The organism is Enterococcus cecorum DSM 20682 = ATCC 43198, assembly GCF_000407565.1.
GTDB lineage: Bacteria > Bacillota > Bacilli > Lactobacillales > Enterococcaceae > Enterococcus_E > Enterococcus_E cecorum.
This window is the reverse complement of the sequence record NZ_ASWI01000004.1, coordinates 1,001,907-1,020,021: the sequence shown is the minus strand read 5'-3', so window position 1 is coordinate 1,020,021 and position 18,115 is coordinate 1,001,907. Positions and strand designations below refer to the sequence as shown.

Genomic DNA, 18,115 nt, shown 5'->3' with positions numbered 1-18,115 from the left:
TGACTTATGGAAGAAGCAATGAAAAAAAGAGCAGAAATCCATTATCGTAAAATGACGGAAATGCCAGTCAATAAGTTGATTTTATCTTTATGTGTGCCGACGGTAATCAGCATGTTGATTACAACGATTTATAATGCCGCAGATACTTATTTTGTTTCAAAAATTAGTGTTTCTGCTAGTGGTGCTGTAGGAATATTATTTAGCTTAATGGCGATTTTGCAGGCATTCGGTTTTATGTGTGGGCATGGTTCGGGTAGTTGGATTAGTCGTTTATTAGGCGCAAGAGAGATTGAACGTGCGCGCCAATACAGTACAACAGGCTTTGCGATGGCTTTTTTAATGGGCATCTTTTTCTTGTTTTTTGGGCTTTGGTTGATTACGCCTTTGATGCGTTTTTTAGGGAGTACGCCAACTATTTTACCTTATGCGAAAAGTTACGGTTTTTACATATTAATTGCAGCCCCTGCGTTTACAACTAGTTGTGTCATGAATAATATATTACGTTATGAAGGCTTAGCGAAATTAGCGATGGTCGGACTTGTTACAGGCGGGGTATTAAATACGATTTTAGATCCCATCTTGATTTTTACTTTTCATCTAGGTATTCAAGGTGCCGGTCTTTCTACTGCAATTTCGCAGTATATCAGTATGTTTATCCTTTTTGCGATGTTTGCTCAGAAGCGGTCACAAAGTAGGATTGAATGGCGATATTTGAATTTTAGTCCAAAACTGATGTTAAATATTATTAAAAATGGTTTTCCAAGTTTAACACGTCAAGGTTTGAATAGTTTGTCTAATCTATGTTTGAATGTCCAAGCGGGTCTTTACGGAGATGCTTGTATAGCGGCGATGAGTATTGTGGCTAAGTGTATGCAATTGATGTTTTCTGTTTGTGTGGGGATTGGGCAAGGATTTCAACCTGTATCTTCATTTAATTATGGGGCAAAAAAATTTCAACGGGTGAAACAAGGAATTCTTTTTACATGGGGATTTTCAAGTTTAGTCATCGCTGTTTTAAGTATAGCTAGCTTTATTTTTGCACCTGAGTTGATTCATTTCTTCAGACACGATGTAGCAATTTTAAGCATCGGTGTATTGGCACTGAGAATTTCTTGTGTGGCTCAATTATTTTTACCAACTGTATCGATTGCCAATATGACTTTCCAAAGTACTGGTAATAGTGGGAAGGCAACGTTTCTAGCTTGTGCGCAAAATGGCTTGTTTTTCATCCCTCTAATCTATTTATTGCCAAATATTTATGGCTTAATGGGTATCCAAATGGCCCAACCACTAGCATTTCTTTTAGCGGCAATGATTTCTCTGCCATTTCTCTTAAGATTTATCAAAGTTTTAAGTCAATGATTTTCATTTTCATCTCTCTTAGACTATAATGTTTTTCAATAATACATAAGAAGGTGATAAAATGTTTGGTTATATTTATTTTGGAGTGATAAACTTATTAACTTTTTGTGTGTTTGGGGTTGATAAACAGCGTGCTATGCGTCATAAATGGCGGATTAGCGAGGCAACATTATTTGGACTATCGATAATTGGCGGAAGTGTCGGCGGTCTATTAGGGATGGCAGCCTTCCAACATAAAACGAGAAAATTTATGTTTCGTTATGGATTGCCTGTTATCTTTGCTATTCAATTTATAGTTGCCTTATTGTTAAAAGATTATATTTTTAAATAGAAAAAAAGGACGTGTTGTGTACCGACCCCCAAAAGTTAGACCATAAAATCTAACAATTGGAGGTCGGTATTTTTATGTCCAAATATTCTTTTGAGTTTAAAAAGCAAGTTGTAAATGCTTATCTTAATGGCGAAAGTGGTTATACTTATCTTGCAAATAAGTTCGGCATTCCATCTGCTAATAAAGTTAAACTATGGGTGGATAATTACAAAGCATTTGGTGATGAAGGATTAAAACGTTCTAGAAAAAAAGATTTTTATTCTTTTGAAAAGAAGCTTTCTATAGTAGAGTTATATTTATCAAGTGAAATCTCATATCAAGATTTAGCTCTGCAAGAAGGAATTACTAATCCAAGTATGATCACAAATTGGGTGAGTCGCTTTCGTGCAGCTGGTCCTGATGCCCTAAGACCACGCAAGAAGGGACGAAAGAAAACATTGAATACAACTAATGGCAATACACAAAACAAACCAGTTGAAGAATCTTCTGTTGATACAAGTGCAGAACATGTAAAAGAGCTAGAAGATGAACTTCTTAAATTGAGAATTGAGAATGCCTTTTTAAAAGAACTGAGGAGGCTGCGTTTAGAGGACGAGGAAAAAATGAGAGAACGGCACTCGTCATCAACAGTCTCCGACGAGAATTCAAACTAAAAGACCTTCTCTCTTATACAGGCATGCCTAAAGCAACATATATGTATTGGCAAAAACGATTTGATAGAGAAAATCCTGACAAAGAACTTGAAGAAAAAATCCAAGAAATCCGTAAGAATAATAAGGATTACGGATATCGTAGAATACATGGAGAGCTTCATAATCAGGGATATCTCATCAACAAAAAGAAGGTTCAGCGAATAGTTCAAAAACTTGGCTTGCAGGTGACATCCTACACACGCAAAAGTAGGAAATATAGTTCCTATAAGGGCAGGATTGGTACCATTGCACCCAACAGAATTCGCAGACGCTTTAATACGCACATACCCCATCAAAAAATCACAACGGATACGACTGAATTTAAGTATTATGAAGTTGATGTCAAAGGACATATGACAATGCATAAGCTGTATTTAGATCCATTTATGGATATGTGTAATGGAGAAATACTAAGTTACAGCATCGATAAGAAACCTTCAGCAAAGAATGTAATGAATGCCTTGGATAAAGCCATTGAAATCACTTCAGACTGCCCTTATAGACGAACATTCCATTCTGACCAGGGTTGGGCATACCAGATGAAGGCATACTCTCACAGGCTAAAAGAAGAACGAATATTTCAAAGCATGTCTCGAAAGGGCAACTGTCTAGATAATTCCGTAATGGAGAATTTCTTCGGTCTGCTTAAGCAAGAGATATACTATGGCGTTATTTACTATAGCTATGAGGAATTAAAAATGGAAATAGAACGATTTATAAAGTATTATAATGAACAACGAATAAAAGAAAAGTTAGGATGGATGAGTCCTGTTCAATATAGGCTCCATCTTTTAGCTGCATAATGAAAACGAGACGACCGGAGTCGTCTCGTAAAAAAGTCTAACTTTTGGGGGTCACCTCATTGAGTTGCGTCCTTTTTTAGTGCAATATTTGTAGTTCTAAATGAGGATGGTGCATGTGGTAGGTGGCTTCAAAAGTTTCTAATATTAGGAACTGATGGAAGTCTTTCTTGATTAATTGGTCTAGTTGTTGATCAAGCTCATTTTTTTGAATATGACAAATACAGGCTTCTTGGTTTTGTAAATGAAGGATTTGTAGGTTAGCTGTTTCTCGTGTGTGGCCTTCAATTTCTAAGGCTAGATATTTTTTTAATTCTCCGTTTTGCCAACAGATAAAGCACCCCATCCGATTATAATATTGAATATGTCTTTCTTGGATACATTCCAACATTTTTTGTAAACCAACATAATATTCACTAGTAAAAAACTCTCCTTCAAATGGTTGTAATAAATAGTCATTATGTTCTTTCGTGACGGCTAGTTCATGGGATTTGTGTACTTGTTTAGAAATATTTATCTGACTTTGTAAATTATGTAAGAAGGCGCGGTCTTTTTGTAATTGATTTTGATTTTCTTCTAATAGTTGTTGCATCAAGTCGATGATTTTTTGCATATCTATTTTATTGTCTTGAATTATAAATTCTTGAATGTTTTTCAGTGGAATCCCATAATTTGCACACATTTTAATAATATTGACATAAGTAACTTGATCATATGAATAATACCGATAACGATTGGTTTCATCGATATATCGTGGGGTTAATATTTGAATTTTTTCATAATAACGTAGGGCTTTAATGGGGATGCCGGTAAATTTAGCTAATTGATGAATGGTAAAAAGTTGAGATTTTTCCATAATAACTCTTGAGTCTCCCTTTAAGGTATAGTTTATACTATGAGTATAGCAAGGGAATTGATAAAAAGAAAGTAGGGATTATTATGGATATTCAACATGCACATCATCATGATTGTGAATACCATCATGTACATTCTCATGAAGGACATCATCATCACCATCATCATGAATCAAAAACAGCTTTACTATTATATTTTGCAGGAATAATTTTGACCCTTTTAGCGTTAATCTTACCCTTTTCACCAACAATCAAACAAGTGCTTTTTGCTTTGTCATTATTTATTTCTGGCTATCATGTGATGTTTGAAGGAATAGAAGATACGATTGAAAAAACAAAAATCCGCCATCGCTTGACACCTAATGCGCATGTATTGATGACATTGGCAGCAATTGGGACGGTATTGTTAGGTGAAGCACTAGAAGGCGCAGTGTTAATTTTCATTTTTGCGGGTGTCCACTTTTTAGAAGATTATGTGGAAGGAAAGAGTCGTCGAGAAATTACCAATTTAATGTCGCTTAGTCCTAAAAAGGCTAAAAGATTAAATGCCAGTCATCAATTAGAAGAAGTGTTGGTTGAAGAATTACATGTCGGCGATTATATTCAAGTAGCCAATGGTGAACAAATCCCAATTGACGGTTTGATTATTAAAGGGATGAGTAGTATTGATGAATCCACTATCAACGGTGAATCCATCCCTCGTGAAAAACAAGTGGGCGATACAGTATATGGTGCGACAATTAATCTTGATGCACCGCTTGTGATTCAAGTGACGAAAAAGTATTCACAGACTGTCTTTGCTAAGATTGTCCAAGTTGTTTCACAAGCTCAACAAAATGTACCAAAGATTGCAACAAAAATCGATCGTTATGAGCCAGTGTATGTCAATTTTGTTATTGGAATATTTATTTTATTACTACTCTTTGGATCAATGTTATTTGGGTGGAGTCGCGATGTCTCATTCAATCGTTCGTTAGTGTTCTTAGTTTCTGCTTCTCCATGTGCTTTAGCTGTTTCTGTTGTACCAGCTACTTTAAGTGCCATTTCAAGTTTGGCTAGAGCGAAGACCTTGTTTAAAGGGGGCAACTACTTATATCAATTAAAAGAAGTACAAGCCATCGCCTTTGATAAAACAGGCACCTTAACCCAAGGCAAACCGCAATTCGTGAATTATGAGATGCAATCACGCGATGGGTTTACAAGCGAAGATTTCGTTCAATTGGCCGTTTCAATGGAAGCACAAGTCAATCATCCACTTGCTCAAGCGATTGTCACACGCTTTTCTGATGTTGCACGAATAGAAGACATGGAAATAAAAAATGAAGTAGGTGTTGGGGTCAAGGGATATTATCAGGGAAATGAATTTTTAATTGCAAAACCGTCGCACTTTACCGCTTTAGATACCTTTTGGCAAGAAAAAGTGACAAAAAATGAAAAAGCTGGCTGTACGGTTGTCTTATTTGCGCTTAATCAAGAAGTCATTGGTTATTTTGCGTTTCAAGATTTACCAAAAGAACAATCTGCTGAAGTTATTGCACAACTAAGAAAACAGAATATCAAATCGATTATGATTACTGGTGATGCACAGTTAACGGCACAAAGTATAGCTGATAAATTAGAAATAGATGAAGTAATCAGTGAAGTATTACCAGAGGATAAAGCTGCAATTGTGCAGAAATTGCAACAAAAATATGATTTCGTGGCAATGGTTGGCGATGGGGTCAATGATGCACCTGCTTTAGCGAAAGCCGATATTGGGATTGCGATGGGCCAAGGAAGCGATATTGCTATTGAAACAGCGGACATGATATTAATGCAGGATGAATTGCCAAATATTACGCAAGCGATTCAAGTCTCTCACCGTTTGGAGAAAATCACCAACCAAAATATGATTTTTGCCATGTTAAGTGTATTATGTTTAATTGGCTTAACCTTCTTTGGGCATTTATCGGTTCTTGTAAGTGTTACGTTACATGAAGGTAGCACGATGCTTGTGTTGCTCAATTCATTACGTTTACTAAAATTAAGAAAGGAATGAGGATGTTGCTAGAAAGTGAAATTGTACATGTCTTACGCTATACACCATTATAAAGTCGGGAAGTGTGTAGCGTAATTACCCGCAATTCCGACTTAGATAAGCATCTATACTTACCTAGGAGGAAAAATATGTCAAATATTCAAATTTCAAATTTAAGCTTTCAGTATGAAGGTAGTTTTGATACTATTTTTAATCAAGTGAATTTACACTTAGATACTACTTGGAAATTAGGATTTATTGGCCGAAATGGACGAGGCAAAACAACTTTTTTAAAAATTTTAGCTGGACAACTACCCTGTAAAGGTGAAATTCATGCTTTAGTGCCAATGCTCTATTTTCCGTACGCCATGCATGATGAGCAACGTACACAAATGGCTATTGAAGTCGCCCAAACAGTTAATCCACTGGCTGAAGATTGGGAGATAATTCGCGAGTTGACCTTGTTACAATTTGATATTGAACATCTTTATTTGCAATATCAGCAATTATCAAATGGTGAGCAGACCAAGCTTCTTTTAGCAAGTCTTTTCGCCGGAGAAGCACGCTTTTTATTAATTGATGAACCAACCAATCATTTGGATGACGAGGCAAGAGAGGCTGTAAGTCATTATTTACAACAAAAATCAGGCTTTATTCTTGTTTCGCATGATCGAAAGTTACTGGATAGTTGTATTGACCATGTTTTAGCATTAAATAAAGCTAATATCGAATTACAACAAGGAAATTTTTCCAGTTGGTATGAAAATAAAAAACGACAAGAGCAATTTGAAATCCATAAAAATGAGTCTCTTAAAAAAGAAATCAAGCGTCTAGGTCAGAGTGCGCGTCAAAAAGCTGGGTGGTCAGACCAAGTGGAAGCAACTAAAATTGGCCATGGTGTAGCAGATCGTGGCTTTGTTGGTCATAAAGCAGCAAAGATGATGAAGCGCTCAAAAGTGCAAGAAGCGCGAATGAATCAAGCAATAGAAGATAAGAAAAAACTTTTAAAAAATGTTGAAGAAGTAGAGCAGTTAACCTTACCTATTTTAGATTTTCCTAAAAAGCGAATGATTTATGTTGAAAATTTAAATATTTATTTTAATCAGCATGCCTTGTATGAAAATCCAGTCAGTTTTGAAGTCAATCAAGGGGATAGAGTGTTGATTACTGGGAAAAATGGCTCAGGAAAATCCAGTCTTTTAAAAGTTTTATTAGATCAACATTCTCAGTATAAAGGGAAGGTCGAAATTAGTCCGCAATTAATGGTTGGTTATGTAGCGCAAGATGCTAGCCAAATAAGTGGTACTTTTAAAGAATTTGCTCAAGATCAGCACTTGGATGTCACCCATTTTTTGATGCTATTACGAAAATTGGGGTTTGCACGTGAACAGTTTGAAAAAAATTTATCAGATTTGAGTGCTGGGCAAAAGAAAAAAGTGCTCTTAGCTGCCGTTTTGTGTCAACCTTGTCATATGTATATTTTTGACGAACCGTTAAATTATATTGATTTAGAGTCTAGAATGCAAATTGAAGCGATGCTATTAGCTTCTAAAGCGACCATTATTTTTGTGGAACATGATGAAGTTTTCCAAGATAAAATTGCTACAAAACGAATTGAATTATAAATTTTTAGTCCCTAGCCAAGATAACAAGATAATAAGTGTGGTTAGGGACTTGTATTTTAGATAGATATTCATTATTATGGAATAAATGTTATCCAAAAAGAGGTGCTTTTTTGAAATTTAAAGTTACACCGACACATAAATCGATACTTCAAGAAATATTAGATCGCTTATATCATCATTATCCGTCTGCATTATATCTTCCAGAAACTTGTCAGGTGGTTTTTCCTATGATAAAAAAATTTGATTACGATAAATTCTGTAAATTTACAAAGAAAATCTACCCAAATTTACATGCTTGCTATGATTGGCCAGGTGCTGATGTGAACGTAGCAACGTCATTTTGTTTAGCAGTCACTGTCAAATCATTCAGCAAATTTCAAGATAAGATGGCTTTTATTTGTGAACGCCTTTCCTTGAAAATGAATGCCCTACCAACAGAAATCTATTATATCAGTACGATGATTTATTTTTTTGAGTGAGAATGTAGTCGAAGGGATTCAAAGATTTTTGGATTATTTAGAAGATATTGATTGTTTTGATTATCAAATTCATTGTAAAGAGGAATATTTGATGATTTGCTATCTCGCATTGATTGATCTCAATCAAGAAAATGAGGCCCTATTAGCTATTGATTGGGAACAGGAAGTTAAGCGACCCAATCACTTAAAAATGCTGTATGAATTTGTCCAACAATATGCACCAGATAAGATAACTACTCATTCACAGTATGCTTCTTTTGCTTATCAAATCATTGAAAACCATATTCAAAAAATTGGTGAGAAACTTTAAACGATAAAAGCCGAATATTTTTTCTAAAACACATATTTTTTTGCGATTTTTACTAGTTTTTTACCAGAGTTTATGCTATCCTAACAAAGATAAAATTTTTTATCTGAATAATTCAAGGAGGCAATGATTGTGGCAGAAAGAAAGATCATTCAAGTTGAAGAAAAAGTACCATTTAAACTTTTATTACCTTTGAGCTTGCAACATATGTTTGCGATGTTCGGTGCTTCTGTTTTAGTTCCGTTTATTTTTGGGATTAATCCAGCAATCGTTTTATTTATGAATGGTTTAGGAACACTATTATTTATTTTTATTACTAAAGGTAAGGCTCCAGCTTATTTGGGATCTAGTTTTGCTTTTTTGGCACCAGCTAGTATCGTCATTTCTAAGTGGGGCTATTCTTATGCACTTGGAGGCTTTGTGGCTGTTGGTTTCTTAGGGTGCGTTTTATCATTTATTATTTACAAATTTGGCTCTAATTGGATTAATGTAGTATTACCGCCAGCTGCGATGGGTCCAGTTGTAGCGCTCATTGGATTAGAATTAGCCGGGACAGCAGCTGGTAATGCGGGATTGACCGGGGATAAAATTTCTAGTGCCAACGTAACAGTCTTTTTAGTTACATTACTCGTAGCTGTATTTGGGTCTGTGATGTTTCGTAAATTTTTATCGGTTATTCCAATCTTAATCGCAATTATTGTCGGTTATATTGCCGCGGTATTTTGTGGCATAGTAGATTTTGCTCCAGTCGCTCAGGCACCTATTTTCTCACTTCCTAACTTTTCAATGCCGAAGTTTAAATTAGAGGCGATTGTAACGATTATCCCGGTGTTGCTAGTGGTTACTTCAGAGCATATTGGCCATCAAATTGTAACAAGTAAGATTGTCGAACGAGATTTATTGCAAGATCCAGGCTTGCATCGGACTTTATTTGCGGATAATTTTTCTACAATGATTTCTGGATTTATTGGTTCTGTTCCAACGACTACTTATGGTGAGAATATTGGGGTTATGGCGATGACGAGAGTTTACAGTGTTTATGTCATTGCCGGTGCGGCGGTTTTATCGATTATTAGTTCATTTATTGGTAAGATGACAACGTTAATTAGTACTATTCCTGGGCCGGTTATTGGTGGGATTTCTTTCCTACTTTACGGTATGATTGGTGCGTCAGGTATCCGTATTTTGGTGGATTCACAAGTAGATTACAGTAAATCAAGAAATATGGCGATGACTTCAGTAATTATGGTCACAGGATTATCTGGGATTAAAGTCCAATTCGGTTCTATCCAACTAACTGGTATGGTTTTAGCTTGTGTTGTGGGGATGTTAATGGGCTTAATCTTTTATGTTTTAGATAAATTCAATCTAACTAATGATCGTTAATGAAAATGATTTTTTACGTCAGGCTTTAGGGCTTGACGTTTTTTGCGATAAAAACATTCTATCGCTAAATTCGCTTGGATTAGTTTACATAAGAGAAATTTCTCCCTATACTAAACACTGTCACTAATGAAGCGCGCAATTAGAGTGAACTGTTGGAGAATGGTCACTGTGGAACCTTTACTTCCTCTGATAGACTTGTCAAAAAGAAAAACCTGGTTTCAGTGTATTTAAAGGAGTGCAGAAATTGACAAATCTAATTACTTTAATGATTATTGCAATTTTTATTATTGGTTTAGTTACGTTTTATCAATTACAAAAAAGGCATGTGAAGTTTTCAAATCGAGTATTTATCGGATTGTTTGCCGGAGTAATCTTCGGAGGCATTTTACAAGTGGTGTTAGGTGTTGGACATCAAAGCCTAACTACCAGTTTAGAATGGATTCAAATTGTCGGTTCAGGCTATGTGCATTTACTACAAATGTTAGTTATGCCGCTAGTGTTTGTTTCTATCGTAGGTGCTTTTGTGCGAATAAAAGAAAGCAATAAAATCGGTAAAATCAGTGCCAATGTATTATTTGTCTTACTTTCAACTACAGCTATTGCGGCAACGATTGGTTCCTTGATAGTCTTAGCTTTCCATTTAGATGGGGCTACTTTTACAAAAGGTGCCGCCGAAACAGCTAGAATTGCTCAATTAGCTGAGCGTCAAACCCAAGTGGAAAACCTTTCTATCCCACAACAAATTATTTCGTTTATTCCTACAAATGTTTTTGCTGATTTAGCAGGAACACGTCCAACAAGTACCATTGGCGTGGTAATCTTCTCAGCATTTGTCGGTATTAGCTATCTAGGTGTGAAAAGAAAAGCACCTAAAGAAGCAGAAACTTTTGCAAATTTGATGGAAAGTTTATATAAAATTACGATGCGAATTGTGACTTTAGTTTTGCGTTTAACTCCATATGGTGTATTTGCGTTAATGACTAATGTTTTAGCAACCAGTGATTTTGAGGCAATCATTAATCTTGGTAAATTTATCTTAGCTTCATATAGTGCCTTAATTATTGTATTAGGGGTTCATTCATTATACTTATTAAGTGTTAGAGTTAATCCGATTACTTATTTCAAAAAAGCCTTACCTACCTTAAGTTTCGCTTTTACTTCACGTTCAAGTGCAGGGACTTTACCATTAAATATCGAAACGCAAACCAAGGCTTTAGGTGTAGATGAAACAACCGCTAACTTTGCTGGAAGTTTTGGTTTATCAATTGGACAAAATGGTTGTGCAGGTGTTTATCCAGCGATGTTAGCGACAATTGTAGCACCAACAGTCGGAATTAACGTTCATAGTCTAAGTTTTATCTTGATGTTGATTGTGGTGGTAACGATTAGTTCATTTGGTGTCGCAGGTGTCGGTGGGGGCGCAACTTTTGCTTCCTTAATCGTCTTAGGTTCAATGAATTTACCAGTTGCCATTGTCGGATTAGTTATTTCTGTTGAACCTTTAATCGATATGGCTCGTACTTTGGTAAATGTCAGTGACAGCATGGTTGCCGGTGTAGTGACTAGCCATCGTATTCATGAGTTAAATCGTGATGTGTTGAATGATCAAGAAGCATTAATTGCTACAGAAGAATAAAAAAGAGGCTAGGAAGTATGTTGATGCACTTACTTCTTAGCCTTTTGTTTATTTGTCGATTTCAACTAATGAAAAATGGATTTCATCAATAGCGAAAATGGTTTGCAAGATTTGGTTAATAGTAGAAAAAAGTTTTTCGTTGGAGTCGTATTGATTATCAACGACTAACATTTGATTTGTTACTTGATTTTTGTAGCGCATTTGTTTTCCTAGTTTTTCAACTTCAACAAAGATACCGGCTTTTGTTAGTCCATCTATTTCTTCACCAATCCCAATTTCTTGATAGTCTTGACGCCATTGATTGACTTGGGCGATGGCTTGAATCAAACTTTCAATATCTAAAAAGGAAAAACCAACTTCTTTATTTAAATAATCCATACTGTAGGTTTCACAACGTAAAACACCACATGCATTACAGCCACCATCAACGTATTGATGATCAAATTTTATTACTGCATTTTCCATGGGAACACCTCCAAACTAATTATAGCAAAAACATTCACAAACGAAAAGTGCCATTATGTATTCCTTTTCATTTGTCTCAATGCATTGTTTTTTGTAATGGGAATTGCTAGAATGATTAACAAATAAGGAAAGATGTGAGGTTATCAATGAATTTAAGTCAAATCCATCATGTAGCAATTATTACAGCAAAATATGAAGCAAGTAAAACTTTTTATGTTGATAAATTAGGATTTCAAGTCATTCGTGAAAATTATCGGGCGCATCGTGATGATTACAAATTAGATTTACAATTAGGTGATTGTGAATTAGAAATTTTTGGTGTGAAAGATGCACCTAAAAGACCAAGTTATCCTGAAGCGTGTGGGTTACGTCATTTAGCTTTCAAAGTAGAAAATATTGAGGAAGTTGTGGCAGCATTGATTGAAAAAGGGATTGAATGTGAGCCTATACGAATAGATGACTATACGGGTGAGAAGATGACGTTTTTCTTTGATCCAGACGGGCTACCACTAGAACTTCATGAATAAAATAAAAAATGATTGACTCACTCAAATTTGTCGGCTATACTTCCAAATATAGGGAATGAGGTTCTCCCTTGGTTTTTACCTAAACTGCTATTACAGCTGATGACTTCTATGATTTTTTTTATCATGGAGGCATCAGCTTTTTTTGTGAAAGGAAGATGAAAGTGAAAAAAATATGGTTACAGTTAAGAAGTTATTATGGTGAGTATCTATTGTTGATTGCGTTGGCTGTTATTATTGGTTTAATTGTTGGTGTGATTGATGCCTATTTTGGTATGGGATTATTGGCAATTACGGATATTAGAGATGATCATCCGTATTATTTTATTCCATTTTTAGCCATTATTGGGGTGTTCATCATCTTTATGTATCAAAAATATGGAAAGAATAGCCAGCAAGGCATGGGCTTGATATTTGATGTTGGGCAAAAAAATGCGTCGGATATTCCGTTACGTTTGGTACCATTTATTATTGGTGGGACTTGGTTAACACATTTATTTGGGGGGAGTGCTGGTCGTGAAGGTGTTGCTGTCCAAATTGGGGCTACAGTTTCACATACAGTAGGTCAGAAATTAAATCTGAAAAAACATCAAACGACTTTAATCGTGATTGGTATGGCAGCGGGGTTTGCTGGATTGTTTCAAACACCAATTGCAGCGACATTTTTTGCGTTAGAAGTGATGTTTGTAGGTCAATTAGTTTATCCAGCGTTGATACCAGCATTGATTGCAGCTTTTATTGCAAGTGGGACTTCTCATTTCTTAGGTCTAGAAAAATTTCAAGTGTTTGTTTCCGATGCATTTGCTTTTCATTTTGTAAATTTTGCCAAACTGATGATTATCGGAGTAATCTTTGGGTTGACAGGTAGCTTATTCGCTAAAGGATTAGCTTATCTTAAAACCTTTATGGCTGAGAAAATTGTGAACCCTTATTGGCGTATTTTTATTGTTGGTATTGTCTTGAGTATACTTTTATTACTTTGTCATGGTGGGAGATATGCCGGTTTAGGAACAAATTTAATTGCCGCTAGCTTTTCGGGGCAAACCATTTATTTATATGATTTTATCGCAAAATTATTATTTACAATTGTTACTTTATCAGTTGGATTCCAAGGCGGCGAAGTGACACCACTATTTTCAATCGGAGCATCCTTGGGTATTGTATTAGCCGGTCTTTTTCATATGCCTGTCATTTTAGTGGCTGCTTTGGGATATGCGGCAGTTTTTGGAAGTGCGACCAATACTTTATTAGCCCCTATCTTAATTGGATGTGAAGTGTTTGGTTTTAACTATTTTCCTTATTTCTTTATCGTGTGTGCTTTTGCTTACTTTTTCAATTTTGATCAATCTATTTACGGTAAGCAATTGAATAAAATCCAAATATAAAACGATTTCTTTTTTGTAATAATTATTAATGAAGTGAAATATTTACTCATTTTAGGGTAAATATCACTTCATTTTTTTATTTTTTTATGCAAAATCATAGGGTTTAACTTCTTTTTTTGCGGAGGTGACAATAAATGAAAATGTTGCTTTCATAATGTTTATGCCTACTTTTATTAAAAAATCGACAATATCTTGCTTACGTTTAATTAACTTGCAATTTTTCGTTACGTAATTGAAACCTATAAATGCAATTTTTCAGATATGATATTCAACGTTGGTTTACAACAAACAACATTGAAGAGGAGAATATACATACAATGAAGACAATTAAAGCACTCGTCATTGGTTTGATGGTGATTGTGTCATTTGATGTTAGAAGTGTGAATGCACATGCAGAAGAAATAAAACATGTTGTGACTTCAAGCGATACACTTTCGAAAATTTCAGAAAAATATTTTGGGTCAACCGATTTTGTCGATAAAATTGCAAAAGATAATCAAATAGATAATCCAAACTTGATTTTTGATGGTCAAGTATTAAAGATTGAAACGCAAGAATCTGAAGGTGGTATCAAGTTAATTCGTCACAATAAAGTAATTATTGATCAAACACCGAAAGAGACAAAAGCTGAAGAAACCGTACAAGAAAAGCAAGTAGCGGATTCGCAAAACACGCCTGATGAAGTAACTGGAAAAGTTCTGTATATGGAATCAACGGCTTATAGTTCAGATCCAAGAGACAGTTTAGGTGGAGGAACAGTAACGGCAACTGGCCAAAATTTATTAACGAATCCAATGGCTGTAGCAGTTGATCCAAATGTGATTCCATTAGGTACGCGCTTATATGTTGAAGGTTATGGTGAGGCCATTGCTTCGGATACTGGTGGTGCGATTAAAGGTAATATTATTGATGTTCATTTTTCTACATACGAACAATGTATTCAGTGGGGTAGAAGAACAGTCAAAGTAACAATTTTAGATTAATTTATCATTTTCCCTTTTGTTTTTACAGAAGGGATTTTTTTCTTATTGAGGGGATTGTTCGGAAATAGACGATAATCTATCTAAAAAAAGCTGTTTTTATGAAATATTTATTTTTAAAGCAAAATTTTTGTGTTATACTGTACAAAAAAAGGAGGACTCGTTATGAGAGCAATTTTAACGGTTATTGGTAAGGATAAAGTAGGTATTATTGCTAAAGTTAGTCAAACCTTAGCAGATTTAGACCTAAATATTATTGATGTCACACAAACAATATTAAATGAATATTTTACGATGATGATGGTGTTAGAATCAAAAGGAAATGCTGATTTTAAGGTTATTTGTGAGAAGCTAGATCAAACGGCTGAACAATTGGGTGTGGATATTCGTATTCAAAATGCCGAAATTTTCGATGCCATGCATAAGTTGTAGTGGAGGGAATACGATGGAAGTAAATCAAATTTTAGAAACCATACGAATGGTCGAAGAAGAAAATTTAGATATTCGTACAATCACTATGGGTATTTCTTTGTTAGACTGTATGGATGAAGATATTGATCGAAGTTGTGAAAAAATTTATCGGAAAATTATAACAAAGGCAGCTAATTTAGTTGCAGTAGGTGAAGCGATTGAATTAGAATATGGCATTCCGATTATTAACAAACGTATTTCTGTTACCCCAATCGGAATTGTTGCTGCGGCTTCTAAGGCTGATGCAAAAGATTGTGTGAAGTTTGCTAAAGTTTTAGATAAAGCTGCCAAAAAAGTGGGGGTTAACTTTATCGGTGGGTATTCCGCTTTAGTCGAAAAAGGGTTTACGGCTGGTGATTTAGCCTTAATTGAATCCATTCCAGAAGCACTAGCGCAAACTGATTTTGTTTGTTCAAGTGTCAATATCGGTTCGACAAAAGCTGGTATTAATATGGATGCAGTTAAATTGATGGGTGAAGTCATCAAAGAAACTGCTGCTAAATCTGATATGGGTTGTGCCAAATTGGTCGTATTTGCCAATGCAGTAGAAGATAATCCTTTCATGGCCGGAGCGTTTCATGGTGTAGGTGAAGCTGACTGTGTCATTAATGTGGGTGTTAGTGGACCGGGTGTTGTCAAAAGAGCGCTTGAAAAAGTAAAAGGTGAGAGTTTTGATATTGTTGCGGAAACGGTCAAAAAAACGGCATTTAAAATTACGCGTATGGGTCAAATGGTTGGTAAAATCGCCTCAGAACGGTTAAAGGTCCCTTTTGGTATTGTGGATTTGTCCTTAGCGCCGACACCTGCTGTTGGTGATAGTGTAGCTCAAATTTTAGAAGAAATGGGTCTTGAATCAGTTGGGACTCACGGGACTACTGCAGCACTTGCCTTACTGAATGACGCGGTCAAAAAAGGTGGTGTCATGGCTTGTAATCATGTTGGTGGGTTATCAGGTGCTTTTATCCCAGTTTCCGAAGATGCCGGAATGATTCAAGCTGCGGAACAAGGCTATTTAAATATTGAAAAATTAGAGGCAATGACTGCAATTTGTTCAGTAGGTTTAGATATGATTGCCATTCCAGGAGATACACCAGCGAGTACGATTGCGGCAATGATTGCAGATGAGGCAGCTATCGGCGTGGTTAATCACAAAACGACTGCTGTAAGAGTAATTCCAGCCAATCAGTTAAAAGTTGGTGATACCATCGAATTCGGTGGATTACTGGGAAGTGCGCCAGTTATGAAGGTTAACTCAGCTAGTTCGGATGTATTTATTCAACGTGGCGGACGAATTCCATCACCAATTCATTCATTCAAAAATTAACAGCATCGTCTTTTTATGGAAATTTTCTGTAAAAAGACGATTTTTTTCTTGAAAAATAAAGCTATTTAGGATAAGGTAAAAAGGAATTATCTTTGAAAGTAGGAATCAAAATGTATCAAAACTTCATTTGGGATTTTGATGGCACATTATTTAATACCTATCCGAAAATGTTGAAAGCTTATGTAAAAACGATGCAACATTATCAAATTTCGATTACGCCATCAGCTATTTACAGAACGCTTAAAATCCAATCATCCAAAGACTTAGCAAACCAATATCAGTTAGATTTTGAAGAATTTGATCAAATATATAAGCAGTTTGAAAAAAGTGATACGAGTAATGTTTTTGCCTATGATGATGCAAAATACATATTAGAAAAAGTGATTGAAAAAGGTGGTAAGAATTATTTACTGACCCACCGCGAAAATGCTTCTGCCAAGGCGTTATTACAAGGTTCACAATTAGATGGACTGTTCGTTGAAATCGTTGGTCCAGAAAATAAGTTTCCCCGCAAACCTAATCCGACTTCACTCTTGTATTTAGTTGAAAAATATCAGATGGATAAAACAGAGACAGTCATGATTGGTGATCGACCAATGGACATCGATGCGGGAATTAATGCCGGTGTACAAAGTATTTTTTATAATGATGAGCGACTTTTTAAAATCAAACAGGCCCATCATGAAGTTCACTCATTAACAGAAATAGTAAAATTTTTAGGCGAATAGTTTATTTATTCGTCTTTTTTTGACGCTTTTTTTCATTTTTTTCGTATTTATATATTAGAGAGGTGAAAAAAATGCAAAATTGGTGGCGTAAAATAAAAACTTGGCAGCTTGTTGTCGGCGTATGTGGCATAGTTTTGTTAGGTATAGCAGTATTTTTACTTGTTACGCAACAAGAAAAGGAAGACAAAGAATTACTAATTGAGACTTCATCGACTACTGAAGTAACGGTAGACACAAAAAAGGAGCAAGATCAAGCGAATGATGAATCTAAATCTGCAAAAATTTATGTAGATATTTCAGGTGCGGTTAAACAGCCAGGCGTTTATCAGTTATCAGAAGGGGCTCGGCTTTTCGATTTATTAAAACAAGCGGGAGGGTTAACTGAAGATGCAGCGATTCAAACGGTAAACCAGGCGATGGTTATACAAGATCAACAAAAAATAATAATCTTAACGCAAGATCAAGCACAGAGTCTAGATACAGAAAATATCCCTAATAATGGTCATTTGGAGGAAAAATCTGCTGAAAAATCGCCAAAAGATGCTGAAAAACTAAATATTAATCAAGCAGATTTGACACAACTTCAACAGCTAAGTGGCATAGGTGAAAAAAAGGCACAAGCAATTATCGATTATCGCAATGAAAATGGTTCATTCAAGACTATTGAAGACTTAGCCAAAGTGACAGGAATTGGTGAAAAGACGGTTGAAAAATTACGTGACTCGATTACAATATAACTAAAAACAAGT

General features: G+C 35.4%; 18 protein-coding genes and 1 riboswitch. Of the genes, 16 read left to right on the top strand and 2 right to left on the bottom strand.

Annotated elements, in window-relative coordinates:
• The first annotated feature begins 6 nt into the window (after window positions 1-6).
• The 3 genes from I567_RS10980 (at window position 7) to I567_RS12545 (ending at window position 3,188) form a co-directional block, all read left to right on the top strand.
• Window positions 7-1,362 (top strand): MATE family efflux transporter, encoded by a 1,356-nt coding sequence (locus I567_RS10980; protein WP_018345282.1) that lies wholly within the window; start codon window positions 7-9, stop codon window positions 1,360-1,362.
• A 61-nt stretch (window positions 1,363-1,423) separates the two neighbouring features.
• Complete coding sequence (locus tag I567_RS10975) at window positions 1,424-1,693, top strand: DUF1294 domain-containing protein (protein WP_016252294.1); 270 nt, start codon at window positions 1,424-1,426, stop codon at window positions 1,691-1,693.
• A 74-nt stretch (window positions 1,694-1,767) separates the two neighbouring features.
• Window positions 1,768-3,188 (top strand): IS3 family transposase gene (locus I567_RS12545; RefSeq protein ID WP_111736131.1). Its coding sequence is split into 2 segments (ribosomal slippage): window positions 1,768-2,335 and window positions 2,335-3,188, totalling 1,422 coding nucleotides; the frame shifts between segments, so codons are not numbered across the junction.
• Window positions 3,189-3,264: 76 nt separating this feature from the next.
• Here I567_RS12545 and I567_RS10960 read toward each other — a convergent pair.
• Window positions 3,265-4,041 carry a MerR family transcriptional regulator gene (locus I567_RS10960; RefSeq protein WP_016252293.1) on the bottom strand — a complete coding sequence of 259 codons (777 nt, stop codon included), beginning with the start codon at window positions 4,039-4,041 and terminating at the stop codon, window positions 3,265-3,267.
• 83 nt (window positions 4,042-4,124) lie between these two features.
• Between I567_RS10960 and I567_RS10955 the strand changes: the two genes are divergently transcribed.
• From I567_RS10955 to I567_RS10930, 6 genes are all read left to right on the top strand, one after another.
• On the top strand, window positions 4,125-6,077 hold the full coding sequence (locus I567_RS10955) for a heavy metal translocating P-type ATPase (RefSeq protein ID WP_016252292.1): 1,953 nt from the start codon (window positions 4,125-4,127) through the stop codon (window positions 6,075-6,077).
• Window positions 6,078-6,205: 128 nt separating this feature from the next.
• Complete coding sequence (abc-f, locus tag I567_RS10950; RefSeq protein WP_016252291.1) at window positions 6,206-7,681, top strand: ribosomal protection-like ABC-F family protein; 1,476 nt, start codon at window positions 6,206-6,208, stop codon at window positions 7,679-7,681.
• A 110-nt stretch (window positions 7,682-7,791) separates the two neighbouring features.
• Window positions 7,792-8,160, top strand: coding sequence for a hypothetical protein (locus I567_RS10945; RefSeq protein WP_016252290.1), 369 nt, complete (start codon window positions 7,792-7,794; stop codon window positions 8,158-8,160).
• Complete coding sequence (locus tag I567_RS10940) at window positions 8,153-8,470, top strand: hypothetical protein (RefSeq protein ID WP_231940201.1); 318 nt, start codon at window positions 8,153-8,155, stop codon at window positions 8,468-8,470. Before I567_RS10945 ends, I567_RS10940 begins: the two co-directional genes overlap by 8 nt.
• Before the next feature lie 123 nt (window positions 8,471-8,593).
• Window positions 8,594-9,853 (top strand): uracil permease, encoded by a 1,260-nt coding sequence (gene uraA / locus I567_RS10935; RefSeq protein WP_018345292.1) that lies wholly within the window; start codon window positions 8,594-8,596, stop codon window positions 9,851-9,853.
• 244 nt (window positions 9,854-10,097) lie between these two features.
• Entirely contained in the window at window positions 10,098-11,489 is a 1,392-nt protein-coding gene (locus tag I567_RS10930; RefSeq protein ID WP_016252287.1) for an L-cystine transporter, read from the top strand.
• A gap of 48 nt (window positions 11,490-11,537) precedes the next feature.
• Here I567_RS10930 and I567_RS10925 read toward each other — a convergent pair whose 3' ends face one another.
• The gene (locus I567_RS10925; RefSeq protein ID WP_016252286.1) at window positions 11,538-11,954 is read right to left on the bottom strand and encodes a DUF4809 family protein; all 417 of its coding nucleotides are present in this window, start codon (window positions 11,952-11,954) and stop codon (window positions 11,538-11,540) included.
• A 146-nt stretch (window positions 11,955-12,100) separates the two neighbouring features.
• On the opposite strand from I567_RS10925, the gene gloA2 reads away from it, so the two are divergent.
• From gloA2 to I567_RS10890, 7 genes are all read left to right on the top strand, one after another.
• Window positions 12,101-12,481: an SMU1112c/YaeR family gloxylase I-like metalloprotein gene (gene gloA2 / locus I567_RS10920; RefSeq protein WP_016252285.1), complete on the top strand. Its 381-nt coding sequence runs from the start codon at window positions 12,101-12,103 to the stop codon at window positions 12,479-12,481.
• Window positions 12,482-12,523: 42 nt separating this feature from the next.
• Window positions 12,524-12,597, top strand: a riboswitch (Fluoride riboswitch).
• A 45-nt stretch (window positions 12,598-12,642) separates the two neighbouring features.
• Complete coding sequence (locus tag I567_RS10915; protein WP_016252284.1) at window positions 12,643-13,863, top strand: chloride channel protein; 1,221 nt, start codon at window positions 12,643-12,645, stop codon at window positions 13,861-13,863.
• A gap of 317 nt (window positions 13,864-14,180) precedes the next feature.
• Entirely contained in the window at window positions 14,181-14,846 is a 666-nt protein-coding gene (locus I567_RS10910; RefSeq protein ID WP_016252283.1) for a 3D domain-containing protein, read from the top strand.
• Between the two features lie 162 nt (window positions 14,847-15,008).
• Entirely contained in the window at window positions 15,009-15,275 is a 267-nt protein-coding gene (locus I567_RS10905) for an ACT domain-containing protein (protein WP_016252282.1), read from the top strand.
• Between the two features lie 13 nt (window positions 15,276-15,288).
• Window positions 15,289-16,638, top strand: a complete 1,350-nt coding sequence (locus tag I567_RS10900; RefSeq protein WP_016252281.1) for a PFL family protein — start codon at window positions 15,289-15,291, stop codon at window positions 16,636-16,638.
• Window positions 16,639-16,748: 110 nt separating this feature from the next.
• The gene (locus I567_RS10895; protein WP_016252280.1) at window positions 16,749-17,366 is read left to right on the top strand and encodes an HAD-IA family hydrolase; all 618 of its coding nucleotides are present in this window, start codon (window positions 16,749-16,751) and stop codon (window positions 17,364-17,366) included.
• Window positions 17,367-17,437: 71 nt separating this feature from the next.
• Window positions 17,438-18,103: a ComEA family DNA-binding protein gene (locus tag I567_RS10890; RefSeq protein ID WP_016252279.1), complete on the top strand. Its 666-nt coding sequence runs from the start codon at window positions 17,438-17,440 to the stop codon at window positions 18,101-18,103.
• The last annotated feature ends 12 nt before the right edge of the window (window positions 18,104-18,115 follow it).

Bases quoted from the DNA above. Each gene is read 5' to 3' on its own strand.
- I567_RS10980 (WP_018345282.1), top strand. From the start codon at position 7: ATGGAAGAAGCAATGAAAAAAAGAGCAGAAATCCATTATCGTAAAATG.
- I567_RS10975 (WP_016252294.1), top strand. From the start codon at position 1,424: ATGTTTGGTTATATTTATTTTGGAGTGATAAACTTATTAACTTTTTGT.
- I567_RS10960 (WP_016252293.1), bottom strand. From the start codon at position 4,041: ATGGAAAAATCTCAACTTTTTACCATTCATCAATTAGCTAAATTTACC.
- I567_RS10955 (WP_016252292.1), top strand. From the start codon at position 4,125: ATGGATATTCAACATGCACATCATCATGATTGTGAATACCATCATGTA.
- abc-f (WP_016252291.1), top strand. From the start codon at position 6,206: ATGTCAAATATTCAAATTTCAAATTTAAGCTTTCAGTATGAAGGTAGT.
- uraA (WP_018345292.1), top strand. From the start codon at position 8,594: ATGATTGTGGCAGAAAGAAAGATCATTCAAGTTGAAGAAAAAGTACCA.
- I567_RS10925 (WP_016252286.1), bottom strand. From the start codon at position 11,954: ATGGAAAATGCAGTAATAAAATTTGATCATCAATACGTTGATGGTGGC.
- gloA2 (WP_016252285.1), top strand. From the start codon at position 12,101: ATGAATTTAAGTCAAATCCATCATGTAGCAATTATTACAGCAAAATAT.
- I567_RS10910 (WP_016252283.1), top strand. From the start codon at position 14,181: ATGAAGACAATTAAAGCACTCGTCATTGGTTTGATGGTGATTGTGTCA.
- I567_RS10905 (WP_016252282.1), top strand. From the start codon at position 15,009: ATGAGAGCAATTTTAACGGTTATTGGTAAGGATAAAGTAGGTATTATT.
- I567_RS10900 (WP_016252281.1), top strand. From the start codon at position 15,289: ATGGAAGTAAATCAAATTTTAGAAACCATACGAATGGTCGAAGAAGAA.
- I567_RS10895 (WP_016252280.1), top strand. From the start codon at position 16,749: ATGTATCAAAACTTCATTTGGGATTTTGATGGCACATTATTTAATACC.
- I567_RS10890 (WP_016252279.1), top strand. From the start codon at position 17,438: ATGCAAAATTGGTGGCGTAAAATAAAAACTTGGCAGCTTGTTGTCGGC.